The organism is Vibrio sp. ArtGut-C1 (genome assembly GCF_002105475.1).
Classification (GTDB): Bacteria; Pseudomonadota; Gammaproteobacteria; order Enterobacterales; family Vibrionaceae; genus Vibrio; species Vibrio diabolicus.
Window position 1 is genome coordinate 244,409 of the sequence record NZ_NCTH01000001.1, and the last position, 25,632, is coordinate 270,040.

At 44.8% G+C, this 25,632-nt stretch carries 28 protein-coding genes; 13 read left to right on the plus strand and 15 right to left on the minus strand.

The window, feature by feature from the left end:
• Positions 1-8: 8 nt before the first annotated feature.
• Genes B7360_RS01050 through fliD form a run of 4 tightly spaced genes read right to left on the minus strand, consistent with a single transcriptional unit; the run spans position 9 to position 3,127 of the window.
• Positions 9-1,082, minus strand: a complete 1,074-nt coding sequence (locus tag B7360_RS01050; RefSeq protein ID WP_085342541.1) for a flagellar hook-length control protein FliK — start codon at positions 1,080-1,082, stop codon at positions 9-11.
• Positions 1,079-1,399 (minus strand): hypothetical protein, encoded by a 321-nt coding sequence (locus tag B7360_RS01055; RefSeq protein WP_005398525.1) that lies wholly within the window; start codon positions 1,397-1,399, stop codon positions 1,079-1,081. The genes B7360_RS01050 and B7360_RS01055 overlap by 4 nt, the downstream gene beginning before the upstream one ends.
• Positions 1,383-1,769 (minus strand): flagellar export chaperone FliS, encoded by a 387-nt coding sequence (gene fliS / locus B7360_RS01060; protein WP_005375014.1) that lies wholly within the window; start codon positions 1,767-1,769, stop codon positions 1,383-1,385. Before fliS ends, B7360_RS01055 begins: the two co-directional genes overlap by 17 nt.
• A gap of 20 nt (positions 1,770-1,789) precedes the next feature.
• On the minus strand, positions 1,790-3,127 hold the full coding sequence (gene fliD / locus B7360_RS01065) for a flagellar filament capping protein FliD (RefSeq protein ID WP_085342542.1): 1,338 nt from the start codon (positions 3,125-3,127) through the stop codon (positions 1,790-1,792).
• Positions 3,128-3,543: 416 nt separating this feature from the next.
• On the opposite strand from fliD, the gene B7360_RS01070 reads away from it, so the two are divergent.
• Positions 3,544-3,831, plus strand: coding sequence for a hypothetical protein (locus B7360_RS01070; protein ID WP_048625399.1), 288 nt, complete (start codon positions 3,544-3,546; stop codon positions 3,829-3,831).
• 70 nt (positions 3,832-3,901) lie between these two features.
• Here the strand turns inward: B7360_RS01070 and lafA are convergent, their stop codons facing one another.
• The 9 genes from lafA to B7360_RS01115 form a co-directional block, all read right to left on the minus strand.
• A complete protein-coding gene (gene lafA, locus B7360_RS01075; protein ID WP_046875749.1) occupies positions 3,902-4,774 on the minus strand; it encodes a lateral flagellin LafA in 873 nt (290 codons plus the stop codon).
• Positions 4,775-5,078: 304 nt separating this feature from the next.
• On the minus strand, positions 5,079-5,849 hold the full coding sequence (locus B7360_RS01080) for an EAL domain-containing protein (protein ID WP_046875750.1): 771 nt from the start codon (positions 5,847-5,849) through the stop codon (positions 5,079-5,081).
• A 19-nt stretch (positions 5,850-5,868) separates the two neighbouring features.
• Positions 5,869-7,959, minus strand: coding sequence for a flagellar biosynthesis protein FlhA (flhA, locus tag B7360_RS01085; protein WP_085342543.1), 2,091 nt, complete (start codon positions 7,957-7,959; stop codon positions 5,869-5,871).
• A gap of 31 nt (positions 7,960-7,990) precedes the next feature.
• Positions 7,991-9,118, minus strand: a complete 1,128-nt coding sequence (gene flhB / locus B7360_RS01090) for a flagellar biosynthesis protein FlhB (RefSeq protein WP_006741983.1) — start codon at positions 9,116-9,118, stop codon at positions 7,991-7,993.
• Complete coding sequence (gene fliR / locus B7360_RS01095) at positions 9,115-9,891, minus strand: flagellar biosynthetic protein FliR (protein ID WP_006741982.1); 777 nt, start codon at positions 9,889-9,891, stop codon at positions 9,115-9,117. The genes flhB and fliR overlap by 4 nt, the downstream gene beginning before the upstream one ends.
• Positions 9,891-10,160, minus strand: a complete 270-nt coding sequence (gene fliQ / locus B7360_RS01100; RefSeq protein WP_005375036.1) for a flagellar biosynthesis protein FliQ — start codon at positions 10,158-10,160, stop codon at positions 9,891-9,893. The genes fliR and fliQ overlap by 1 nt, the downstream gene beginning before the upstream one ends.
• A gap of 13 nt (positions 10,161-10,173) precedes the next feature.
• Entirely contained in the window at positions 10,174-10,932 is a 759-nt protein-coding gene (fliP, locus tag B7360_RS01105; protein ID WP_005398045.1) for a flagellar type III secretion system pore protein FliP, read from the minus strand.
• Between the two features lie 18 nt (positions 10,933-10,950).
• Positions 10,951-11,322 (minus strand): flagellar motor switch protein FliN, encoded by a 372-nt coding sequence (gene fliN, locus B7360_RS01110; RefSeq protein WP_005398044.1) that lies wholly within the window; start codon positions 11,320-11,322, stop codon positions 10,951-10,953.
• Positions 11,319-12,137: a FliM/FliN family flagellar motor switch protein gene (locus B7360_RS01115; RefSeq protein ID WP_085342544.1), complete on the minus strand. Its 819-nt coding sequence runs from the start codon at positions 12,135-12,137 to the stop codon at positions 11,319-11,321. Before B7360_RS01115 ends, fliN begins: the two co-directional genes overlap by 4 nt.
• A gap of 384 nt (positions 12,138-12,521) precedes the next feature.
• Here B7360_RS01115 and B7360_RS01120 point away from each other — a divergent pair, with 384 nt between their 5' ends.
• The 8 genes from B7360_RS01120 to fliJ are packed head-to-tail and all read left to right on the plus strand — an operon-like array spanning position 12,522 to position 20,542.
• A complete protein-coding gene (locus tag B7360_RS01120) occupies positions 12,522-13,541 on the plus strand; it encodes an OmpA family protein (protein ID WP_085342545.1) in 1,020 nt (339 codons plus the stop codon).
• Positions 13,541-14,872, plus strand: a complete 1,332-nt coding sequence (locus B7360_RS01125) for a sigma-54-dependent Fis family transcriptional regulator (RefSeq protein ID WP_006741978.1) — start codon at positions 13,541-13,543, stop codon at positions 14,870-14,872. The genes B7360_RS01120 and B7360_RS01125 overlap by 1 nt, the downstream gene beginning before the upstream one ends.
• A 15-nt stretch (positions 14,873-14,887) precedes the next feature.
• Positions 14,888-15,244, plus strand: a complete 357-nt coding sequence (gene fliE / locus B7360_RS01130; protein WP_005375045.1) for a flagellar hook-basal body complex protein FliE — start codon at positions 14,888-14,890, stop codon at positions 15,242-15,244.
• Between the two features lie 3 nt (positions 15,245-15,247).
• Positions 15,248-16,996, plus strand: a complete 1,749-nt coding sequence (gene fliF, locus B7360_RS01135; protein WP_031780427.1) for a flagellar basal-body MS-ring/collar protein FliF — start codon at positions 15,248-15,250, stop codon at positions 16,994-16,996.
• Positions 16,965-17,978 carry a flagellar motor switch protein FliG gene (locus B7360_RS01140; protein WP_005394839.1) on the plus strand — a complete coding sequence of 338 codons (1,014 nt, stop codon included), beginning with the start codon at positions 16,965-16,967 and terminating at the stop codon, positions 17,976-17,978. The genes fliF and B7360_RS01140 overlap by 32 nt, the downstream gene beginning before the upstream one ends.
• A 4-nt stretch (positions 17,979-17,982) precedes the next feature.
• A complete protein-coding gene (fliH, locus tag B7360_RS01145) occupies positions 17,983-18,738 on the plus strand; it encodes a flagellar assembly protein FliH (protein ID WP_005394841.1) in 756 nt (251 codons plus the stop codon).
• Positions 18,731-20,077, plus strand: coding sequence for a flagellar protein export ATPase FliI (gene fliI, locus B7360_RS01150; protein WP_085342546.1), 1,347 nt, complete (start codon positions 18,731-18,733; stop codon positions 20,075-20,077). The genes fliH and fliI overlap by 8 nt, the downstream gene beginning before the upstream one ends.
• Before the next feature lie 24 nt (positions 20,078-20,101).
• Positions 20,102-20,542 (plus strand): flagellar export protein FliJ, encoded by a 441-nt coding sequence (fliJ, locus tag B7360_RS01155; protein ID WP_005394844.1) that lies wholly within the window; start codon positions 20,102-20,104, stop codon positions 20,540-20,542.
• A 13-nt stretch (positions 20,543-20,555) separates the two neighbouring features.
• On the opposite strand, the gene B7360_RS01160 is transcribed toward fliJ, so the two are convergent.
• A complete protein-coding gene (locus B7360_RS01160; protein WP_371343556.1) occupies positions 20,556-21,560 on the minus strand; it encodes a trypsin-like serine protease in 1,005 nt (334 codons plus the stop codon).
• 125 nt (positions 21,561-21,685) lie between these two features.
• Positions 21,686-22,576, minus strand: coding sequence for a LysR substrate-binding domain-containing protein (locus B7360_RS01165; protein WP_085342548.1), 891 nt, complete (start codon positions 22,574-22,576; stop codon positions 21,686-21,688).
• Between the two features lie 129 nt (positions 22,577-22,705).
• Between B7360_RS01165 and B7360_RS01170 the strand changes: the two genes are divergently transcribed.
• The 4 genes from B7360_RS01170 (at position 22,706) to B7360_RS01185 (ending at position 25,556) form a co-directional block, all read left to right on the plus strand.
• Entirely contained in the window at positions 22,706-23,629 is a 924-nt protein-coding gene (locus B7360_RS01170; protein ID WP_085342549.1) for a DMT family transporter, read from the plus strand.
• A 99-nt stretch (positions 23,630-23,728) separates the two neighbouring features.
• Positions 23,729-24,175: an SRPBCC domain-containing protein gene (locus B7360_RS01175; RefSeq protein WP_005394850.1), complete on the plus strand. Its 447-nt coding sequence runs from the start codon at positions 23,729-23,731 to the stop codon at positions 24,173-24,175.
• Positions 24,176-24,258: 83 nt separating this feature from the next.
• Complete coding sequence (locus B7360_RS01180; protein WP_046876136.1) at positions 24,259-25,011, plus strand: phosphatase; 753 nt, start codon at positions 24,259-24,261, stop codon at positions 25,009-25,011.
• Positions 25,012-25,166: 155 nt separating this feature from the next.
• Positions 25,167-25,556, plus strand: coding sequence for a cytochrome b562 (locus B7360_RS01185; protein ID WP_005394852.1), 390 nt, complete (start codon positions 25,167-25,169; stop codon positions 25,554-25,556).
• The last annotated feature ends 76 nt before the right edge of the window (positions 25,557-25,632 follow it).

Genomic DNA, 25,632 nt, shown 5'->3' on the forward strand with positions numbered 1-25,632 from the left:
AGGATTAACTAGGCTTGAGTGTTCAGCCAGTGTTCTGAATAGTTTGTTGTTGTGGTTTGGAATGCACCAGATTCTCGTGCTGCGAAAATAGTGGCGTCTTCTTCATTTGTATGTTGGTCATTGCGACTCTGGCTTTGATCAGAGCCCACGTTGACATCGACATGGACGAAGTTCTGCTCTTGCAGTTCTGTGCGCAGACGCTCAGACACTTGCATTAAAGCTTCTCGTGTTGCGGCTGTATTGGCATTGATGTGCACGCTTAGTCGGTCGCCTTCAACACGTACAAGTAAATCCAGCTTACCTAAATCCGGTGGGTCGAGGCGGATTTTGGCTTCTTGTACATTTTGTTGCGCTTGAAGAGTCACACGGTCATGCAGAACTTGCATCATTTGCTCTCCCCATTTTCCAGCACTGGTGTCAACGCGCACAGCCGCCCACTCAGAGCCTTGAGTTTGAATATGACTCGTGGCAACGGCGGTGTTCGGGGCTTGTGGCGTTGGTGTTTGTCCTTGGAGTGGTGAGGCCGTTGGTTGCCCTTGAGCTGGTTGACTCAATAGGGTCTGAAAGTCGGCACTGGAGATTGATAGACGCGAGTTCGATGACATCGGTTGGCTTTGTTGCACCTCTTGTTGCTTTGGAGAGGTGTTTAGCAAGGCGTTATTTGAGTTTTGTGTTGCAGACTTAACGTCGTTAGCTACCGCTAAAGGCGGAGTTTTTCCGAACTGACCCGGCTGCTTTTCGGCCATAGTGAGCATACTCTGGGTTAGAGCCTGAGCTTGCATAGCAAGATCAGGTGATTCTGTTGAACCCAGTGTACTTGTCAGGTGAGCATCTGCTTCAGAAGCCGAGTGTTCGTCAGTATCCGAACCACGATCATACGCCTTTTCTTCGCTGTCCAAAGCTGGAGCGGTAAGATGAAAACTCGGCACGGTTGAAGTTGAGGCGAAACCTTGGCCGTCATACTGGCTATGCTCAGACATAGGGTTATGAGAAAAACCGTGTACAGCTCTTGCTTGTTTTATGTTGCCTTCATGGCTAGGTGATGCATTGCCGGATATTTGAGTTGAAGGAGATACGATCATTGAGTTAGCTCCATGGTCATCGCTAATTGATAGGCCATAGCGCGCTCTTGATGGTCATTGACCATGTTCATCTCTTTTTCTAACTCGTTCTTCGACTTTTCTAATCTAGCGAATGCATCAGCATGAACGGTTTTGGCACGTTGAATTTCAGGTGCAAGCTTAGGATCCTTCAAAAAAGGTTTGTGACTGATCAATAGCTCTCGCAACTGCAAGTCATAGCGCTTAAGCGCATGCCAATCTGCTGTTTTTGTAGCGAATTGGATGAGCTGAGATAAATGACGAAATCGCTCTGGCGACACTTTATGCTTGTTGTCCAAAATTCATCCAACCTTCACGAATGTTACCCATTACACGCTCGACATTAACCAAGCGATTCGCATCGTTCTGCACGCTGGCGTAATAAAGCTCAACTTGGCAGAAGTCATACAGCTGGCGTAAGTTTTCAGCAATTTCGCCACCATTCTCATCATCTAGAGCGCTTGTGAGCCCAATCAAGATGTTCATGCATTTGTTGATTCCGTTACCTTTCTCAGCCAAGCGATTCGCAGCCAAATGGCCACGAATACGTTCAACTTCATCAAGTAAGCCATCGATCAACATAATGACTAATTGGTGTGGGTTTGCTGCTGCCGCTTGCGCGTCGAGATCGACTTGTTGGTACGAGTCATAGCCAGAGTCCATAAGCATGAGTTTTTTCTCCTAAAGGCTTAGCCAAACATTGTCATGGTTTGGCTCATTTGGGTCATAATTGAGTTCATTTGAGTGAATTGTTTTAGGTAGCGGTTGTACGACATCTCGTACTTGCGCTCTAATGTGGTCTGTTTATCTTCGACTCGGTCTAGATTTGCTTGCAAAGCGTCTTTTCTAGATTTGAAAGTACCTGATGAAAACTTCAAAAACGGTTCCACCATGTCATCAATGGAATCAAGTAACGCACCATCACCATTAAAGATTGCTTCTAAACCAGCACTGTTGTTTTGTTGTGCGTTTTTAAACTTTTCTTGGTCAACTTTCATTTTGCCGTTGCGATCTAGACTGATACCGATCTCGCTTAAACGCATGCCGCCATGCTCACCTCGGACTAAGCTTGTTAATTGGCTTTCAATAGAGCGCAGTGTAGGGTCGCTTGCCAATACGCCGCGTTTTTTGTCTTCACCACCTATTTGGGTGTGTTGGTTCATTGCGCCCATAAGAGTGTTATATGCTTCAACAAACTTATCCAATTGCTCTTTTGTTCCCTCACTATCCGCACCGACCTTCAAGCTAATAGGTGCGTCGCCTGCTGACTGCGCTTTTGAGACCGTAATATCAACACCGTCAATTACGCCTTCAAAAGTGTTGCTTGCGTTCGTCAGTTTGAGACCTGAGTCTTTAGATCCCAACCACATAACGGCATCTTGCGGGGCGCTAATTTGGTTTAGGTTAGTGAATGCATCTTCAAACCATGCTTGACCTGTACCAGAGGCTGATACGTTGATTTTATTGGCAACACCAGTTTCTGTACTCGATAGCATAAAATGTGTTTGACCGTTTGAGCGAACTAGTGTTGCGCTGACGCCAGGATTATCCACATTGTTGTTGATTGCGCTTGCAAGGTCGCTAACGGTAGCGACTCCGTCTCCGTCACTATCGACGGTTGATAAATCCAGCGTCATTGATTCACCGTTTATAGTGAACTCAAGTGAGCCGGTTGTTGGAATCTCCGTTGTTGCTTCAAGGTCTGCGGGCATGCCGGTTGAAACTTGATGTGAAGTTGCTACTTGCTCTACGAAGATTTGGTAATTTCCTGTAAGAGCCTTGGCATCTGCACTGGCTGTAAAGTTGCCTTCTTGAGACAGCGTAGCGCTGTTCTTAACAATACTGTTTGTATTGCTATTCATCTCATTGATTGCAGTACGAAAGTCTCGTAGCGCGGTTTCAACTTTGCCTAATGCGGAAAGTTGAGCCTGATACTTGTTCGTTTGTAGCTGATAGCGCTGTTGGAATGGTTGAACATCTAAAGTGGCGAACTGCGTTGCCATAGTGATTGGATCTAACGAACTCATGAGGTCGCTCCCTCTCTCATATTTAGTCGACTTAAATAGTGTTCTTTTAAGTCTGGTTTAACTTTTCATCGCAAGATGCGTGCCGTATGTTTAAGTTTTTACAAAACAATAACTTAAGTTGATGTTTTTTGTTGAGAGGAAGCTATGTTTCCACCTTGGATATTCCGCATTCCTCTAAAGGGATAATTACTTTTCCCTAATAGAAAAGGCGACCTAGAGGCAGAAAATATTTAATTGTAGTTATGATGTTAGATAGGGGGAGCTGAATAGGACGTAGTTGTATTAAGTGTTTCCCTCTATTCAATTCAGATAATTCTGATACGGTATTTTAATTGTGTTTTGGTATTATTTTGAAGAGGTTACATATGCAAGTGATCTTGTATTAATTAGACCACCACTTAAAAAGAATGTCTGTTATGAATGAATTTGCTTTACGATTAATGAAATGTGCTCGTGCATATGAGGGTTTTATTAGCACAAAGCTACTTAGCAAACAGAGTATTAATTCTGATGAAATCGCTAGTATTCAACAGGAAGCAATGTCTAAATTCCCGGAGCTTAGACTTAGCCAATTAGAAAACAGAGTTGAACCTGTAGAGCTAGAACTATTTAATAAAATACTACACAATATAATGTTAAAAATAGGCTTTCGAATTCCAGAGCACCTGACTGGTAATACTAGCGCTATTTATATTCGTAGATAAAAATAAAGCCTTCCGCGGGAAGGCTTTATCATTAGGACGATTTAAATTGAGCGCACTATTAACTAAATAATTAGCGTAGTAGTGACATTGCCATACCAGGAAGCTGACTAGTCTTAGAAAGAACGGTCGTACCAGCTTGCATTAGCATTTGGTTCTTAGTCATGTTTGAAGATTCAACTGCGAAGTCTGCATCTGTGATACGGCCTTTCGCTGCAGAAGTGTTTTCAACCATGTTACCTAGGTTAGTCATTGTGTGCTCTAGACGGTTGATGTTTGCACCTAACGCAGAACGTGCAGTACCGATTGCACCTAGAAGACCAGCTTCACCAGTCGCACCAGTTAGTGCTGTCATTGCAGTTTGCGCGTTTGCTGCAGACGTTAGGTCACCTACTGCTAGAGCACCAGCAGTACCAACAGCAGTGTTGATTGCTTGAACTTGACCAGAAACGTCGACTGATAGTTGTTCACCAGCTTGCGTACCGATTTGGAAAGTAACAGCAGCTTGCTCAAATTGACCAGCACCATCTAATAGAAGCTTGTTACCACCAAAGCTAGTAGAAGACATGATGTTAGCAAGTTCTGAACCTAGTTGTTGGTATTCTGCGTTTAGTGCTGTACGGTCGTTTGCAGATAGAGAGCCGTTTGAAGCTTGTGTTGCAAGGTCGTTCATACGGTATGTGATGTTTGTCATCTCATCCATTGCGCCTTCCGCAGTTTGCATCATAGAGATGCCGTCCTGTGCGTTACGCATCGCTACGTTCATGCCACGAGTTTGAGATTCAAGACGAGTAGCAATTTGTAGACCCGCAGCGTCATCTGCTGCTGAGTTGATGCGGTAACCCGTGCTTAGACGCTCCATCGCAGTGTTTAGAAGACCGCTTGTGTTGTTCAGAGTGTTTTGAGTTACAAGCGATGCGTAGTTAGTGTGCATTGATAAAGCCATCTTAGTCTCCTTAGTTAGTCACTATATCTTTCAGGCCTCGGGATATTCCCTAGTCACTAACTAGAGGCGGTCGGTCAGCTTTAATGATTAATTTGAAAATTAAAAAATTCCTAAAAAAGATCAAAATTGATGATTTTTAGTGACTTGTATTCCATGAAAGTACAGATATAACATCAAATAACCTGAATAAGCCTGACTTAATCAGGGAAGCAGTCACCTATCAATATTGTCGTTCTTCGTTATAAATAAAAAAACAGCGCGAATAATTCGCGCTGTTTTATAAAGATTAATAGTTAGGATTCTGTCATTCCTCACCAAAAGATTGAAAAGAGAGGGAGGTCGGGATGTCACTGAAATAACCAAAGTAATAATTGGCCCCTAACAAGCGATAGCGGTTTAGCTCTGTTTGGCTCGCTACCCGCCCGGCTACCCAAGGGTATTTGTGCTTTCTTAAGAACTTAGCAATCGGTAGGAAAGCATGTCTTTCTTCTTTATCCTCTAATGTGACCGATAGTTTGATCATGTCGGGGCTAAAGTCAGCGACTCGTTCGAAGTTCACTTGTGATGTCGCGACTTCAAACCAAAGTGAGTAGGCGTTTTCTCTTAACTTCTCTATCAGCGCTGAGACTTTATCATAGGCGCATAGCGTTTTGTCTGCTTGAAGAGAAGGAATCACATGTTGAAAAGCGGAAGAGTGAAACTGAATCATCTGTTCGAGAAAGTATATGCCTGGCTCCCATAGTAATGCGTCAATTCTTATCGGTACGACGACGTTACTGATTAAGTCGGGGTGAAAGGCTTCTAGCTGAAACTGTGTTTGTCGCAATGCGAGATAAAGGCTGAACAAATCTAGGCAGTACTGCATTTGTTCAGAGAGTTCGAATTGATAGACGCTTTGTTCGCCACGCGTGCCAAATCTCAACGTCAGGTGTTGGAATTCTACCTCTCCTGATTGAGTCTCGCGAATGGCTTGGCACGCGTGTTGAATGTCATTGTGCTTTAAAGCATCAAATACTAATTGATCGTCATCCGTGACGATATGTTGTACTGCGAGACCAACCAAATGTTCGTACATCGCATGTGTTGAAATAAGATTAACCAAGGTTTCCTACCACATTGATTTGTTTGTTTTCTGGAATTTCGTTGTAAGACAATACTGCCAGTCCTTGCGTAAATGTGCGTGCGTAACGAGCCAGAAGTGGACGTAACTGAGGCATAACGAGAAGAATCGGAGGTAATCCCTGTTGTTTGAGCTGTTGTCTTATCAGTGGCAAGTTTTGTTGGAACTGACCAAGAATATTTGGCTCAATTGGGAAGCTGTCTAACATTACTGTACCAGAAGATTGTGCTTGTTGTAGCGAAGTCAGTAGCATTTGTTCTAGTTCATCAGAGAGAGCATAGACATTTAATTCGTTTTTCTGTCCCGCAATCAGGTTTACGAGCGTGCGTTTTAGTGCGCAACGCACATCAGATGCCAGTAAAATCGGGTCTTTAGTGTTTTCTGCGGATTCCAACATCGTGTTAGCAATCGTGCGAATATCTTTTAGTGGCACTTGGTCTAGTAACAACTGGCGATATACTTTGAGTTGCTGCGCAGGGTTAAGTGCCGCGGCTAGGGCTTCGGCTAACTTCGGTGCTTGCTGTGTCAAACGTTGCGTCATGGCTTCAACATCGTCGTGCGTAAACAACTCAGCAAGGTTTGTTTTCATTATCTTGCTAATATGAGTCGCGATGACCGTGCCATCATCGACCACTTGATAACCCATGTTCAGCGCTTTCGCTTTGTCTTGATGTTCAATCCACACTGCTGGTAATTGGTAAGCAGGATCACTGCCCAAAATACCATCTACTTCACCGTACGTTTCGCCGACTGCAATCGCCATCAAACGTTCTGGCTCGATAAAGCCTTGTTCGATCACTTCGCCATTGAGAGAAATTGTATACTGATTCGGCTTAAGGCTTAGGTTGTCTCGAATACGCACCTCTGGTAATAAAAAGCCGACTTGTTCAGATAGGTTACGGCGCACACCGCGAATACGCTGTGATAAAGGTGCACCTTGTTCTTTGTTGACTAGGTGAACGAGACGGTAGCCCAGGGAAAGCGACAACGTTTGAACATGAGGAATATCGTCCCACGTAAGTGGTGTATCGTCCTCTTGCATGGCTTGTGAAAGTGCTTCGACTTCCTCGATTTGGGAGTCTTGCACGGGCTTTTTCGTTTGACGCCAACCCGCGAAAGCTAAAGCACCCGCGAAAGCAAAAAAGGCCAAATGTGGCATGCCTGGTACCATGCCTATCACAGCCATGATGCCTGCGACGGTAAACAGTGTCGCCGGGGTTGCCAGCAATTGTTTTTGCATGGTTTCCGACATGCCATTATCGCTATCATTAATTCGCGTAACGATAATCGCTGCAGCCGTTGCCAATAGAAGTGACGGAATTTGAGCTACTAAGCCATCACCGATTGTAAGTAGTGCGTAGGTTTTAAAGGCGTCAGATGCTGCGAGTCCATGCTCAAAGACGCCGATGCTGATACCACCAATGATGTTGATAAACAGAATCAGCAAACCAGCGATAGCATCGCCTCGCACAAACTTTGAGGCACCGTCCATCGAGCCGTGGAAATCGGCTTCGTTAGCGACTTCTTTACGACGCAATCGAGCGGTTTCCTGATCGATAAGACCGGCATTTAAGTCGGCATCAATCGCCATCTGTTTGCCCGGTAAGGCATCCAAAGTAAAGCGCGCTGACACCTCAGAGATACGTTCGCCACCTTTGGTAATTACGACGAAGTTGATGATCATCAAGATAACAAACACCACCATACCAACGACGTAGTTACCGCCAATAACGACTTCACCGAACGCTTGGATGACTTTACCTGCCGCATCCCCCCCATTATGTCCTTCTAGGAGTACGATTCGTGTGGAAGCGACGTTCAGTGTAAGACGTAATAATGTCGCGACTAACAAAATCGTTGGAAAAACAGAGAAGTCTAATGGTCGCTTTGCGGTAGTGCTGACCAGCAATACTAGGATTGCCAAGACGATATTGAAGGTAAACAACGCATCCAATAGCAGGGGAGGCAAAGGTAAAATCACCATTGCCAAAATCATTAGCAAGACAATTGGAATGCCAATGTAGCCTTTGGTTGATGTTTGAAGTTGTTTTAACCGGTTAAGCATACTTTCGTGTCCTTGGATAAACGCGGGTTAATCAGTGCTGCAAATGTTTTGGAATCGAAAAATGAGGCAAAGGAGTTGGCTCTTTTCCTTCACCTTTACGGAAGGCTTTCAATTGCAAAACGTAAGTAAGAATATGTGCCACGGCAATGTACAGTTGGCTTGGGATTGCTTGTTCAATCGCCGTGGTGTGATAGATCGAACGAGTCAACGGTGGTGAGTTGATGATCTCCACCTTGTTTTCTCGGGCGATTCGTTGAATGTGCATGGCTGTTTCGTCTACGCCTTTTGCAACCACAAATGGAGCATCAGAAAGTGAAGGTTCGTACTTCAGAGCGACAGCGTAGTGAGTTGGGTTAGTGATGATTACGTCAGCCGTTGGTACCATCTTATCGATTTTACGGCGTGCAAACTGCTGTTGAATTTGACGGATTCGCTGCTTTACTTCAGGGCGGCCTTCGTTGTTCTTGAATTCCTCCTTCAGCTCTTGTTTGGTCATACGCAGCTCTTTTAGGTGCTCCCAACGTTGGTAGGGAATGTCTACAACACCAAATAACAACAACGCAAACCCCATCAACAATAAGCCTTCAAAGAGAATAGACATCACGAGGGAAAAGCCTTGGCTTAAAGGTAAGTTTTGCATACCTAGCAGAGGCTGTAAGTGGTTGTCTAAATAGCCATATAAGATGCCGAAAATAACGGCTACTTTGAATGTGGACTTTAAGAGCTCAACCACTGAGCGTGTCGAAAAAATGCGCTTTATCCCACTTAAAGGATTAATTTTGCTCAGCTTTGGCATCACGTTCGCCGGACGGAACATCCAACCGCCTAGTACAAGGCTGCTACCACAGGTCACGATAATAATGACGGTAAACAACGGTAATAACATGTCGATGATTACCGCTAAACTTTGTCCCAATTGCTCGACAAGCTGTTTAGGGTTTTCTAGGTCGGCTCGCGTCAGCATCATGTTGTAGCGAAAAATACCTGACATACTTTCCCAAATGCTATTGAGCTGAGAGTAAAAGTAGAGCGCTACCGCTAGAAATATCACCGCAGTAGTAAACTCTTTTGCACGAGGAATTTGTCCTTCCTGACGTGCTTTTTTTACTTTCTGCGGCGAGGCTTTTTCAGTTTTGTCCTGAGACGATTGATCGCTCATGCGCCCCCCAACATAAAGTTACTCAAGTGTCTGATGGTGTCGTGCACAAGCGCGGTGTAGCGACCCGGCACACCAGATACTGAAATTAATACGCTGAACAGGCCAAGAAGCATCGTCATTGGAAAACCTAATGCATACACGTTGAGTGAGGGGGCGGCGCGATTCATCACACCAAAACTTATGTTGGCTAAGAGCATTGAAACAATAGCAGGCAACGCTAGTGCTAAAGCAGAGGCAAACATCCAACCGAAAATATTTACAACGCCTTGCAGAGAAAGCGATGTGATGCCAGAACCGACCGGCCACACGACAAAACTTTGAATCACGATATCAATGACGAGCAAATGTCCTTCTAGCGCGAGAAATAACAAGGTTGAAAATATAAGAAATATGCGGCCCAAAATGGCGACAGAAAGTCCGTTGATAGGATCATTCATCATTGCCATACCCAATCCCATTTGCAGAGAAACGACCTGGCCAAGCATGGTGAAAACGTTAAAGAGCATGTGCAAAATTAGCCCAAACATCACGCCCCAAATCGCTTGCTCAAAAGCAAGGAATAGAGACGTCATGGAGAATAATTCGACTTGTGGCATTGGTGGCATCAATGGTGCGGTAATCACGACGATCGAAAGTGCCAGTAAGGTACGGATCCAAACGGGAATGATTGCATCACCAAAGAAGGGCATCGAAATAAATACAGCTCCCACACGAAAAAACGGCCACCAGAGTTGACCGAGTATCGCTGAGAGCTCTGCAAATGTGATGGCCATTAGCCAATCATCCCCGGTATGTTGTGGAATAAGAAATCAAACAGTTCCATGATTTTTCGGAGCATCCAATGACCCGCAAAAATCACCATCAATAGCGTAACGAGCAAACGTGGTAAAAAGCTGAGTGTTTGCTCGTTGATTTGTGTGGCGGCCTGGAAAACGGCGATACACAAACCGACAATTAGGCCAGGAACAACCAGTACCGCAACCATTAAAATGATCAGCCATACTGCATCGGAAAATAACGTTACGGTTAGTTCAGGGGTCATAGCATGCTCCTATTTAACCGAAACTGGCAGATAACGTGCCAACCGTCATTGCCCAGCCATCCACGAGTACAAACACCACCAGTTTAAAAGGGAGTGAAACAATCAAAGGTGATAGCATCATCATACCCATTGCCATGAGCACACTGGCGACAACCAAGTCGATAACCAAGAAGGGGATGAAGAGCATAAAGCCAATTTGAAAGGCGGTTTTTAGTTCACTGATGACAAACGCAGGCAAGACAACCGCAAAAGAAATATCCTCAACGTTTTGGTCGAGTGGTTCATTGGCAATACGCAGCATTTGCTCAAGAGAGCTTTGATGAGTTTGTGCCAGCATGAACTCTCTCACTGGTTTCTCTGCTACAGAGAATGCTTGTATTAGCGTGATTTCACCATTGTCATACGGTTGAAATGCATTTTCATGAATATCGCTCCAAACAGGTCGCATGATCAGCAAGGTCAATGCCAAAGCAATCCCAACCAATACGCGGTTAGGAGGACTTTGTTGAAGACCAAGGGCTTGGCGCAAAATCGCGAGGACGACGATAATCCGAGTAAAGCTCGTTGCCATCAGAATGAATGCTGGAAGAAAACTGAGCGCCGTCATCAACAACAGAATTTGCAATTTAACGCTGTATTCTTGCTGTGTGTCGCCATCAGAAACGGACAAGATAGTTAAGCCGTTGTCTGCCGCCATGGTTGGGAAAGCAAACAAAAGTGACACCAGTACCAAAAGAGGTAACCAACGGTGCCAAGCGCTCAGATTTTTCATTGTGATGCCTACCTAAGATTATTGACCAACGCCACTCAATGCAGAGTCATGTACATCGATCAGACGAAGTCCGTACTTATCATTAACAACGACGACTTCAGCGTGACCCATTAGAGAGCCGTTTACCTTTACGTCTAAAGGCTCACCATTGAGCTTTTCAAGTTCGATAACCGTGCCTTCTCCGGCTTTCATTAAGTCCCCAAGTGGGATTTCTTTGCTTGCAACTTCCAGCGTGACAGTGACGGGAATACTTTTGAAAAAGCTAAGATCACGTTCCGCAGTTGCTGGTTCTTGTTGGAGCGTACTTTCAGCTTCAAAGTCTTCTAATTGAAAGTCGTCAAAGTTCAATTCTTCTGCGTCGAATGCATTCGTTTCTGGCGCTTCGCTCATCGCTGCGGTTCCTTATCAGGGTTAAAGATCAAAACAAGTTGGCCGTCTTGCTCAGCAATACGACCTGTAAATAAAGATTGGTTACCAATGCTGACTGGAACCGTATTAAGAAGCTCAATTGGTAAAATATCGTTAGGTTGTAAGCCAACAACGTCGCTCAACGGCATCTTCTTTTTACTTAAAACAACATTCAGTCGAACAGGCGTTGCCTCTAAAGAGCGACAGAATGGTTGGTACAAATCAGTATCGGGCTGCAGTTCAAGCTGCTCGATTAGTGTTTGAATAAGGTGGCTATCTAGTTTGAGATGAATTGAGCCTTGGTGATCGTCAAACTCGATGTTTAATTGCACGTTAATTCCAATCCCTCGGGGCGCTTCGTACTCACCCATTTCCCACATCTCACCAGGTGCAAGCCAACCAATAATGATACGACTGATTCGCTCTTGTAAGCGGAGGTCACTTGCTGTCAGTGTTGTTGCTGAACGCTCAGTGCTGGCGCCATAGAACCGATCTGCCAGTTTTATTAACGTGTGAGAATCTCCATGAACAAATACCATGCCGCCTTCTTGGTGTTGATAGGTTGACGTTTGGTCTTTATCCATTTTTATCGGTGTAAAGCGATGCAAGTCTACAGAGGTTAAGCTAGCTTCCACTTTACTCGTACTGAGCCAATTTTGTAATTCAATCGTAAGGCTGGAACAAGACTCTGAAATCAAGCCTTCAAGCTTTTCACGAATGATATGAATAGGTTTGCCTAATAATTCTACATCAAGTAGTTGAATATCAGAAATAGGCTCGCTAACTCTATTTTCCATTTATATTTTACCGTGCGTTAACAATCGAAACTGTTTTAACTTAATGGCGTGTAGTCTACACAGAAATTTTAATGATCTTTTAGTTTCAAACTCTAAGATTGTGACTTTAGTTCACATGTTGCCTTGAGCATATAGTCTTAATCTTTTAATAAAATTTAAAAAGGGTTAGTTTCCTTTATAAATTGCTTAATAAGAAAATATAAAAATATTAAGCGTTTTTAGTTGTTATTAACTTTTTAAAACCATCTTAATGGTGTAACGGCTAATTTAGATAATTAAAATATAAGACATTGTTTTTAAAGCTTAAATCTTGATTTTAAAGGTTTGGCCATGCTCTTGTGAGTATTTTGTAACCAGTTTCAATATTCAGAATAGGTAATTAACATGATTAGCTATGCCAGTTATCACGGCTTAGTGGCATATTTAATTAAATTGATAAGGTCATGGAATTGTAAGATATACATGAACCCTAACGGTTTAATAAATTGTAAAATATTTATTTTTGTCAGTTTGCTAGTGTCTAAGGTGACATATTCAGGTGAAGTTGTGACCATCCCCATGGACCTTTCAAAGTGGACATATAAAGGAAACAACTTTGAATGCAACTTATTGCACTCAAGCACGCCGTATGGGAAGTTTTATTTCCGTTCGGAACCTAACAATAAAACTTATTTTATTTCCGATATACATTATGAAAATAATAAATGGAAAACGATTGCTCTAATAAGTCAAAGTGCTCCTTGGTCTGGTGAGCTTTATAGAAAAGAGTTTGCCACCCTTGATTTTACTAAGCCATCCCAACGATTTGTCTTCAGCAAAGGTGCTGATGAACTCATGGATTCAATTGCTACTGGTAATTGGGTGACGTTGTCACTAAAGGGAAGTGATGCTTCCTCTTTGTCGGAGATTGTGATTCCGACTATTCAAATTCAAAACGCGCTCAAGTCATTTAATGCCTGTCGAGCGCGTTTGCCTAAGCTTTCGTTTTCAGAGGCACGAAATCTTGTTCTGTCTTTTGACTTTGGTCAGAAGGCGCTAAGTCGTAAGCAGCAAGAAACGCTCGCAGCGTTAAATAGCTATGTATCTGTTGATGATCGTGTGACCAAGATTTTAATTGATGGCCACACCGATAACGTTGGTTCTAGCTTGGCGAACCTTTCAGTATCACGTACTAGAGCAGAGCAAGTTGCCGAGGCCTTAGTTGAACTTGGTATTGATAAATCGATGGTCGAAACAAGAGCGCATGGTTCTCGTTACCCAATTGCCAGCAATAATTCGACGAAGGGCCAAGCGAAAAATCGACGTGTAACGTTGCGCCTAGTGAGAGATAACGAGCGAACGGCAGTGAAACACCACCCTGATGTACAACAACAAAATCAACAAACGAAAGTTAAGGTTCAATGATGACGAAAACGAAAATTTTGTTGGTTGAGCCGAATGAAGCTCTTGCTCAACCAGTATTGGATGTGTTGCAAAATGCAGGTTACACCGCAAAACACACTCGTACTGGCCGAGGCGCATTACTTGAAGAGCGAGCAGAAATCACTCTTGTGAGCTCTACTTTACCGGACATGTGTGTCCGCGAGTTTGTTGCTTGCCACCAAAAGCAACGTAACTCTGGTGTTGTTATCGCTATTGTCGATCAAGAGCAGGGAATCTTGGCGGCTGAGACGATGAAATCGGGAGCAACCGATTATCTATTACGCCCATTTGAAGCGAATCAGCTGCTTAATTTACTGAAGCGCGTTGAAGCGTTAGGTAAGCCAATGGCCAACATTGTTGCGGAATCTTGGCGAAGCAAGCAGGTACTGCAATTGGCGCATCGTGCCGCTTGCACCAGCGCCAGTGTGTTAATTACAGGCGAATCGGGAACGGGTAAAGAAGTGCTGGCTCGATATGTGCATGAGCACTCTCCACGTATTGATGGTCCATTTGTGGCGGTTAACTGCGCCGCCATTCCAGAGTCGATGCTAGAAGCGGTTCTATTTGGTCATGTAAAAGGTGCCTTCACAGGAGCGACTAACTCTCAAAGCGGTAAGTTTGAAGAAGCGAATGGCGGGACGATTTTGCTAGATGAAATCGGTGAAATGTCCCCTGCAGTTCAAGCCAAGTTATTACGCGTTCTTCAAGAGCGTGAAGTGGAACGCGTAGGCAGCCACAAGGCGGTGAAGCTTGATATTCGTGTTATTGCGGCAACCAATAAAGACTTACGTGAAGAAGTTCAAAAAGGCACATTCCGTGAAGACCTTTATTACCGATTGGATGTTTTGCCTCTGCACTGGCCGCCTTTGCGTGAAAGAAAAGAAGACATTTTACCGATCAGCCAATTCTTTATTGAAAAGTATCAAGATAGCAGTCGCTGTCATCTATCCCAAGATGCGATCAGTGCGCTGAGTCAGTATCACTGGCCAGGTAATATTCGCGAGTTGGAAAATGTCATTCAGCGTGCATTGGTCATGCGTCATGGTGACTACATTACTGCCCATGATCTGATGCTGCCTATTGAACTTGTTGCGCCAGTTCCATCCGCTGAGCCAGCTTCAAGCTTTGGTCATGTAGAAGCGAAGAAGCAGGCCGAATATCAATTTATTTTAGAAAAATTACGTCAGTTTGGTGGAAACCGAACGAAAACCGCAAACGCGCTTGGAGTATCAACTCGAGCGCTACGCTACAAACTCGCAGCCATGCGAGAACATGGTATTGATTTACAGTCGGCACTAGGCTCGGCTGCCTAATAGGAGAAAAAATAGATGGCAAGTCAACCTACTCATGCGGTCTCGGCAGAGCAACTTATGTTGTCAAAAATGCAGGCGATGCAGGCACAAGTGCAGCCGCCAGAGTTTATCGTGAGTGCAAATCCTTTAGATCAACAATCACTAAACGCACCATTATCGTTCTCACAAGCGATGACAAATGTGTTGGATACAGTGAATCAACATCAATCAGTGGCTAGTCAAAAAATGACGGCCGTAGAAACAGGAAAAAGTGATGACCTAGTTGGTGCGATGGTCGCTAGCCAAAAAGCCAGTTTATCATTTAATGCTTTGATGCAAGTGCGCAACAAAGTCGTGACCTCATTTGAAGATATTATGAAGATGCCGGTGTAATTCATGTCAGAACTAACCCCCCAAGTCGCCGGAAATACAGCCATGACCTCCGGCTCAGCACAGACATTTTCTACTGCGAATAGCATGGACGATGTAACAACGAAGCTGAAGCAAATCTGGTCGAGTAGCCAGAGAAACCTAGTGTTATCTGCCGTACTCGCTGCGATTGTTGCGGCAATCATTGTGGTCGCTCTTTGGAGTTCCTCACAAAGCTTCCGTCCACTGTATAGCCAACAAGAACGTTTTGATATCGGAGAGATTGTCTCGGTATTAGAAAGTGAAGGTGTGAGCTACCGTATGCAAGAGCAAAATGGCCAAGTTCTTGTGCCAGAAGGCGAAGTTGCGAAAGTTCGCATGTTGCTTGCGTCAAAAGGTGTTAAAGCCAAACTGCCGACAGGTTTGGATTCGCTTAAAGAAGACAGCTCTCTCGGTACAAGCCAATTTATGGAAACGGCGCGTTACCGTCATGGTTTAGAAGGTGAGTTAGTACGCACTATCATGTCTCTGAATTCAGTGGCGAATGCGCGTGTTCACTTAGCTATTCCTCGTCAAACCTTATTTGTTCGTCAAAACAGCGAGAACCCTTCAGCGTCAGTGATGCTTGAGCTGAAACCTGGCGAAGACCTCAAGTCTGAGCAAGTTGAAGCAATCATCAACCTAGTGGTTGGTAGCGTGACGGCGATGAAGCCTGAATTTGTATCTGTTATCGACCAATATGGCCGTTTACTCAGTGCAGATGTTGCTTCGGCGGAAGCAGGTAAAGTCAATGCAAAATACCTTGAATATCAAAAGAACGTTGAGAAGCAGATCATTCAACGCGCAGCAGACATGCTTACGCCAATTGTGGGTCCGAGTAACTTCCGTGTGCAAGTTGCTGCCGATATGGACTTTAGCCAAGTTGAAGAAACGCAAGAGATTTTGGATAACGCACCTGTCGTACGTAACGAGCACACCATTCACAACAACTCAGTTGACCAAATTGCGCTAGGCGTACCAGGTTCTCTAAGCAACCAACCGCCGGTAACTGGTGAAGAAGTAGAAACGAACGATAGCCAAAACACCAACGCACGCTCTGAAGTAAACCGTCAGTATGCAGTGGGGAGTAGTGTTCGTCGTACTCAATACCAACAAGGTCAAATTGAGAAAATGAGCGTGTCGGTACTGTTGAACTCGAAAGCCTCTCCGGATGGTGTTGCTTGGAGTGAAGCAGATAAAGAGCAGATTTCAAATATGATCATGGATGCTGTCGGTATTTCTGCGGCACGAGGTGACAGCTTAAGCTTGATGAGTTTCAACTTCACTCCAATTGAAATTGATGCGCCTCCTGCGCTGCCGTGGTGGCAAGACCCTACAGTACAGCAGCCAATACGTTACGTTATCGGTGGTTTGTTAGGCTTGGCGATGATCTTCTTCGTACTACGCCCATTGATCATGCACCTCACAGGCGTTGATAAGCCAGTACCAGAGTTAGACTTTGCTGAGCCGCAAGAAGAGCCTGATTACGACAACCTGCAAACGCGTGAAGAGCGTGAACATGAAGAAGTGCTTGATCGCCGTCTATCAGAAAAAGGTATCTCAGCCTCTTCCGGCTTAGATGTAAACAGCGACATGCTGCCTCCTGCCGGTTCGCCACTAGAGATTCAATTGAAACACCTACAGCTTATTGCCAATGAAGAGCCAGAGCGCGTAGCCGAAATACTGAAACAATGGGTAAACATCAATGAACACAGTTCCATCAAAGCAGACGCTTAGTTATGTAGAACAAACCGCGCTCGTGCTATTAGGCATGGGCGAGGATGCCGCTGCGAAGGTTTTACAGCACTTTAGCCGTGATGAAACCCAGCGGGTGACTCGTGCAATGGCGAAGTTGAATGGCATTAAGAGCGATTCCGCTCGCGGCGTTATTCAAACTTTCTTTGAAGACTTTCGTGAGCACAGTGGCATTCGTGGAGCTTCTAAAGAATATTTGTCCAATACGCTACGTAAAGCATTGGGTAATGATTTGGCAAAAGGGCTGCTGAATACGTTGTATGGTGATGAAATTCGCAACAATATGCAGCGCTTACAGTGGGTGGAAGCAGAAACGCTTGCTCGTTTCATTGTGAATGAGCACCCGCAAATGCAAGCGATTTTTCTTGCCTATTTGCCAGCCGATAGCTCTTCAGCGGTGTTGAAGCACCTGCCACAAGATTACCATGACGAAATCTTGTTCCGAATTGCTCAGCTGCAAGACATCGATCATCAAGTTGCTATTGATTTGCATGAGCTCGTTGAGCGCTGCATTGAAAAAGTATCTGCAAGCCAAAGCACACCGCTATCTGGTGTCAAGCAAGCTGCTGACATCATTAACCGCTTTGAAGGTGATCGCGGGTCGTTGATGGAAATGCTGAAGTTGCATGATGAAGATGTCGTTAATGCCATTGAAGAGAATATGTTCGACTTTATGGTTCTTGGTCGTCAGCGTGAAGAAACCATGGACATGCTGGTGCAGCAGATCCCACTAGAATTGTGGGCAGTTGCACTCAAAGGTTCAGAAATTACGTTACAGCAAGCCATTAAACGTTCTATGCCTCAGCGTATGGTGAAAGCACTGGAAGACGATATGGAAGCGCGCGGGGCTGTTGCGCTAAGTCGTGTTCAAAAAGCGCGTCAAGACATCATGCAAATGGTGCGTGAGTTGGATGAATCTGGTGAAGTTCAGTTGCTTCTTTATGAAGAGCCAACGGTGGAGTAACGTCATGGTAGAGACAAAATCAAGTACGATGCGACTGCCGCCGAGTGGATACCGTTTGCACCGCTTTCCGCCTTTGGCGCAGCCTAAGGCTATAGAAGACGAGTTCGGGCTAGATAACCAAGGTTGGCAAGAGCCGCAAGTTGATATTCAACAACAGCTTGAAGCCGGTTTTCAACAAGGTTTACAACAAGGGCATGAAGAAGGCTTACGTCAAGGTATCGAGCAGGGTAAGCAACAAGGCCTGTTAGATGGACAAAAAGAAGGCTTCCAAAAAGGCTTTGTGTCTGGTGAGCAGTCAGGAAAACAGAGTTTTCTAGAGGCGGCGAAACCCGTGAACGAGCTCTTTCATGCGCTGTCTCGCTGGCAAGACGAAAAAGAGCAACAGCAACGTCATATGATTTGTGAGCTGGTACAAAAAGTGGCTCAGCAAGTGATTCGTGCTGAGCTCACTTTAATGCCTCAACAGATCCTTGCCTTGGTGGATGAGACATTGTCTGCCATGCCAGGCAAAGCGGAAACCGTAACCGTGCATTTAAATCCGCAGGATTTAGAACGAATTACTCACATTAATGCTGATCTGCCACAATCTTGGAAACTGGTGGCTAATACGGAACTTCCGATTGGTGGCTGTCAACTAGTGACCGATGATGCAGAGGCGGATGCAAGTTGCGACTCTCGTTTAGAAGCCTGTATGGACAATGTAAAACAACACCTTTTGGATGAAGTTAGTATTCCGCAGGTAGAATCAGAGCATGAGTAATACCTTAAGCCATGAGCTATTGAGTGAGCGTTTGAGCGAAGCATTGGCTTCGCTCGATTCAATCCCTGTTGCTCGCGTGACAGGGCGCTTGATTAAAGTAAACGGCTTAATGTTACAAGCCGTTGGGTGCCGGTTTAAACTGGAGCAGCGCTGTCTCGTAGAAACCGCAGAAGGCGACATGATCGAAGCGCAAGTGGTGGGCTTTGAGCACACTATTGCTTACCTAATGCCTATTCGGCGCTTAGGTGGCTTATTTGCTGGTGCGAAAGTTATTCCTCTGGACGGCGACAGTACCGTGCAGTTAAGTGCTCAGTGGTTAGGGCGAGTGCTGAATGGTTTAGGTGAGCAGTTGGACGACGGGGCACCGCTAAAAGGGGGAGATCGTGTTTCACTTGAACCAAAACCGATTAACCCTTTGAAGCGACGTCCTGTTGATACCCCACTCAACGTTGGGGTGCGCGCAATCAATGGACTCTTGACCGTCGGAAAAGGTCAACGCATTGGTTTAATGGCGGGCAGTGGTGTCGGTAAAAGTGTTTTAATGGGGATGATCACCAAAAACACCGAAGCCGATGTGATTGTGGTCGGTCTTATTGGTGAGCGAGGCCGAGAGGTACGCGAGTTCATCGAACGAAACTTAACCCCAGAGGCGCGCAAGAAGGCGATTATCATCGCTGCTCCTGCTGATGAATCCCCGCTGATGAGGTTAAGAGCCACACTGCTTTGTCATCGCGTTTCCGAGTATTTTCGAGACCAAGGCAAAGATGTTCTGTTGTTGATGGACTCTCTCACTCGATACGCCATGGCACAGCGTGAAATCGCTCTTTCTCTTGGCGAGCCTCCGGCATCTCGCGGTTATCCGCCCTCTGTCTTCAGCGTGTTACCGCAACTCCTTGAGCGTGCGGGCAACAGTGAAAATCAGCACGGTAGCCTAACCGCAATTTATACCGTGTTGGCGGAAGGGGACGACCAGCAAGATCCTGTCGTGGATTCTGCGCGTGCTATCTTAGATGGGCATGTTGTATTATCGCGTCAACTTGCCGAGCAAGGGCACTATCCTGCCATTGATATTAATGCGTCTATCAGCCGTTGTATGAGTACCTGTACACAGGAGGCGCATAGCACGATCGCGAATAATTTCCGCCAGATGTACTCCAACTATCTTCAGGTGAAAGAACTGCTGCCGTTAGGAGGCTATCAACCGGGGCAAGATCCTGAATTAGATCAATCTGTTGCTATGTATCCAAACTTACGTGCGTATTTACAACAAGCCGCCAATGAGTCAGTGGATTACCCAACCAGTTTGACCGAGCTCGCGCAGCTTTTTCAAAGTGCTTAACCAAATGGGAGTGGCATCGTTGAGATGAAATCCAAGTTAAAAGCAGTGGGTAAGCTGCAACAAATGGAAGAAAAGCAACGTGATCGTGTGGGTCAACAACTTGATGCCATGCGTCAACGTCACTCCCATCTTTCAATGCAGTTGGAACAATTGTCAGCATTGAAAGGTCATGCGGGACAATCAACCAGAACTGTTCCAACACTGACAAGCGCAGCACTGATGAACTTTAATCGTGTCGATCAAATGCTGCAAAAAATGCTTCGCCACCATGAGCATGAACAAGCCGTCATGCAAGCGGAATGCGCGTCTGTACAAAAAACGCTGGAGCACAAACATGCTCGTGTTCAAGGGTTAGAAAAAGTGCTTGAACGATGGCGTACTAAGCAAAATTATGAAAAAGCGAAAAAAGAGCAAAAAATAATAGAAGACATCATCAACTCTCGTGTTAAGCGCAAGATATTATGATGTCTTATCGAAGCTATTTGGAGCGCGAATAAGTTCCGCGGCGTCTTAGCCAACCAAACCAGCCCCCAAGCATGATCATCCCTGCGCCAAGTGCGCCACCACTACTGCCATTATCCTCAAAGCCAGATGTGTTGGTATCTTCTGGTTCAAAGCCGGAATCACCTTCACTATGATAATCTTCTGTGCTTGCTAAGAGGGCATTGTAACGCGTTTTCACTCCCGAACTGGTTTGGGCTTCAATCCATGTTGTGTAGTTTAGAACCTCAGTAAACACACTCGGAATCGCAGCGGATTCACAAACAGAAGAACCATAGCTCACAATACCGATTTGTTGATACATTCCGTTGTTGTCTTGATAGGTGAGAGGGCCACCAGAGTCACCGCTGCAAATACCGGTATAACTGCGCTCAGGGAACCCATTGGCACATAAGCTTTCTTGAGTATTAAACCCCGTCACTAAAGAAGTACATTGCGCATCGGTGAGTGGTTTTACTTCCGCCCATCGCAAATAGTTTGGTCCATTTTCATCGTTGGTCGAGGTTTGCCCTAAACCGAATATCTGATAAACCGATTTGCTGCTGTAATCACCAAAATCTTGCGGCAACGTAATGGATTGAACGTTGTCGGTGATCGTGTGGGTAAGTTCAAGTACGGCGATATCATTTATCCATAAATCACTAGGCTCGTAATTTGGATGAATAGTGATAGAGCGAACATCTTTGAATTCCTCAACAAACACATCGTTCATTGTCGGGTTTTTTACTAAGACTCGCAGATCATTGATTGTCCATCCATCAGAAAAAACACTCGGCTCTACACAATGAGCGGCGGTTAAAATGAAGCGGTCATTAACAATCGTGCCGCCACAGATGTTGGCAAATTGATTAGCGCCAGTTTTGTGTAGAATGAGTCGTGCGAAAAAGGGCAATTGATTTTGAGTGGCTTGCTGGCCGCCTATGATTGCCGTTGAGATGCCTTGCTCTGAATGAGCGTCTTCACTTTCAGCGACTGCACTCATGGGTACTGTGAGGCAGAGTACGCTTAACCATATTTGATACCGCTTCATAAACCATCCTTGGATGAAAAGTGCTCTTTCTAACTTTATACTAATTTTTCAATGAATGTGCTTAACAAAAGGTTTCTTTAATTGAATGATTGTTGCAACCACGAGCGCAGAAGGTGAAACGATTCCAACTTTAGCTTGTGTGGTGGGCAAACAAAGTAAAACTGTTGGTTAGGATTAATGACGGGTTTACCCAGCTCGATTAACTGACCATATTTGATGTCATCTTTCACAAACAAGCGATGAGTCACCAATAAGCCTAAACGACGAGTCGTCGCCTGCACGGCTTGTATCGACATATTAAAAGTGATTGGTTTTTTGCTTTTAGGTCGCAGGATGCCAGTCGCATTCTGCCACACGTTCCAGTCATTTTTTCTTCGTTCGTTAGTGACTTCAATGATGGGATACTGCTTTAACAGTTGAGCGATATTTGAGTCTTTCGTCTTAGCTATCAATTCAGGGCTACACACCAAAACCAGTTCATCTTCACTGAGCTTTTCACAGTAATAATCTTGCCATTCCTCGGTGTTTCCATGCACGAGTGCTGCGTCGATGCCTTCTTGTTCTAGATTAAACCTGCCAGACAGGTTGGATAAACGAACGTCTAATTGCGGAGCAAAGTCCTGCAAACTCGACATTCGCGGAATCCACCAATGCAGCGCCAAGGAATTCACCATATTAAGCGTAATACGTTGTAAGTTTTGGTCTTGGATTAGCGCTTCTGTGGCATCGACAATTTGTTCTAAAGCTGGCGCAACCTTTCGATAATATTTTTTACCGTCAGCATTAAGTTGAACTTGTCTGCCTACGCGATCAAACAGAGGCTTGTTGACCTGAGTCTCCAGTGATTTTATCGCCTGACTCACCGCCGAATGACTCACACTTAATATCTGCGCTGCTTCTGTCATGCTGCCAGATTCCGCCACAGCGACAAATGCATAGATGGATTTTAGAGGGACTAATTTACGCATATTTTAGAAACCGTAACATGATGAGAGATAAGTTAACCTGTAAGTTTTTCTTACATTAATGGTTAATATTACTCGCTATTTACAATAAGTGATATCTCATAAAATACTCCATATATTAAGGAGTATCGAATGAATGCAGTAAATAAATCTATCATTTTCATGCTGATGTCTACGTTAAGCTTATCTGTTACTGGGTTGTTAGCAAAGCAGTTGACAGGTGAACTTTCCGTCACACTGTTTAGTTTCTTACGCTTTTTGGCTCCTGCACTTATTTTGCTTGTCTTACTTCGTTTCAAAAATCTTACCTTTCCTAAAGCTGGGACGTTAAAACCGATTTTGCTTCGCGCCTTCTGTATCGGCTTATCACAGTTGTGTTTCATCGCGTCACTACAAACGTTAACGCTGGTAGAAGGGGTGGTATTGTTTGCCACTGGCCCATTATTTATTCCTTTGGTTGAAAAGCTGTTTATGGGAGGCCACATTCGCGTTTCAACATTGGCGGCTTTAGCAATGGCGTTTACTGGAGTGGTTATGTTGGCGGGAGTTGGTGGGGAGTTTACTTGGCGTTCGGATTTATTACTCGGTCTAGCTGGTGGACTCTTCAATTCCGGCTCTCAGCTTACGCTATATAAAGTGAGTAAAACTGATATGTCGCCATTAGAAATCAACTTTTGGGCGTTTGGGTTTGCTGCCGTATTTCTGTTACCGCTAACGTTGTTTAACGACATCGATGTTTTCCTCAAAGCCAATGTGATGGAATCTACTGTTTCTTCTAATATGCTGTGGCTCGGTGTGATGTCCCTGATGATCATTAACACCCAAGTTTTCCGCTCCAAAGCGTATCAACTGGCAAGCAGCGGCTCTCAACTTGCACCACTTATTTTTACTAACCTACTGTTCACCGCGGTTTGGCAGAGTGCGTTTTTCGATGACCGAATGAGTCAAAGCCAAATTATCGGGATGAGTTTAATCGTGCTCGCAACCATACTGAACACATGTTGGGTTCGCTTTACGGCGCATCGTGGTGGTAGGTTACAAGCGAGAACTTCTTAGCCTGTCGGAAAATAGAGGATTAAGTAAGGCAAATCAGAGGTGAGGTTTGATTTTTTCTGACAATGAACTAGCGTCAAGAAAGGTTCAGGGAGAGAAATAATGCTTACGCTAAATTATTACGTTGAGATTTCAGCTACACCGCAACGGGTGTGGGAAGTGCTAACCGATGCTGAGTTATACAAACGCTGGGCACAGGCTTTCTCACCCCAGTCTCAATTTGATGGGATATGGGAAGAAGGGCAAGACATCACTTTTTTTGATCCCGATATGGGCGGAACGCGAGCGACTATCGATATCGTGCAACCGCAACAGCGTCTTGAATTTCATCACATTGCTATTTTTAATCCGGATAATAGGCAGCAATTGGATGGGGATTTAGCATCTAAGTGGATTGGATCACGAGAGATCTATCAGATCGACACCAATAGTGATCGTTTGTTACTCAATGTCACCATTCATACGCACAGCGACTTTGTTTCTATGTTTAATCACGGATGGGAAAAAGCGTTGCCCCTAATAAAAGCCATCAGTGAGGAGCAAGCTTAAGTCTGATACTCATCTTGGGCTGACGGTACGTCACGTGTAGGTATACAATAGCACGCAAGATAGCGCACCTAAGAGAGTGGATGATGGAATTTAAAGTTGATACCCATACACATACGTACGCCAGTGGTCATGCGTACAGCACCTTGATTGAAAATGCAAAATTGGCGAAAGAGAACGGCTTGGATATGTTCTGTACGACTGATCACGCGGAATCAATGCCGGGCGCGCCGCATTACTGGTTTTTCTCCAACCAAAAAATCCTGCCTCGATTTTTAGACGGTATCGCGATCATTCGGGGTGTGGAATCCAACATTCTTAATACCGAAGGCGACATCGATATTCCGCTGAGTGTCGATCGTAACCTAGATTGGGTTATTGCAAGTTTCCATGAACCTGTTTTTCGTCCTGCAAACAAAGAAACTCATACGGAAGCGCTCATTAATGTGATTCAAAACGGTCGTATTGATGCGCTTGGCCATCTTGGGAATCCAAACTTCGACTTTGATTTTCAGGCCGTTTTAACGTGCGCGAAAGAGCATAATGTTGCGATTGAAATCAATAACACCACGCTAAAAGGGAATAGCCGAGTGGGTAGCGTAGACCGTTGCCACGAGATTGCACAAATCGGTAAAGATCTCGGTGTCTTCTTCACAACGGGAAGTGATGCGCATTTCTGTCATGATGTTGGTAATCTGGATTTGGTTGGAGAGCTAATGGATAAAGTGGGTATCGATAGCAAAAAAGTGATTACTCACACCGCTCAGCAGTTTTTGTCTTTCTTAGCTCTGAGAGGCCGTAAGCCAATTCCAGAGTATGACGACATTCGCAACGCATAAACTTGATTACATTTTAGGTATGCACCTGGCGTAAGATTGCTTTACACTGCGACCCGGAAATACTCAACTAAGCTAGTTTGTCGCCTTTTATGGCGTGGGTTACTTGGGTAAATAAAGCCGACACAGAATTCGGCACTATAAATGGAGAAGTGAAAATGTTACGTCCTTTAGTCCTAGGGTGTGCGATTGCGTTTGGCTCAACATACGCAATGGCAGAAGCGGTTGATTTAAAACAAAACATGAAGCAGATGAAGATGGAATTCAAACAGGCGGCAGAAGCGTCGGATGTTGAAACTATGAAGTCTGCAATTGATAGCTTGCAAGCAATCGTCGAGCAATCTAAGCGCGGTAACTATCCACCAGAGAAATTCGATACCTACTTAGAAGGTTTTAATAAACTAACGGTAACGTTAGACAAGATTGAAGCAGACTTAGACGCTGGTAACCTGCAAGACGCGAAAGCACAATTACGTGAAATTGATAGCCTACGTGAAGAATACCATGACAAGCGTAACCCAAGTATTTGGAGTAAGCTGTTCGGCTAATCGCGATAAAAGCTGACAATAGAATATGAAAATAGCCTGCCGTTTTGGTGGGCTTTTTTGTGTCTGTCAATTGCGT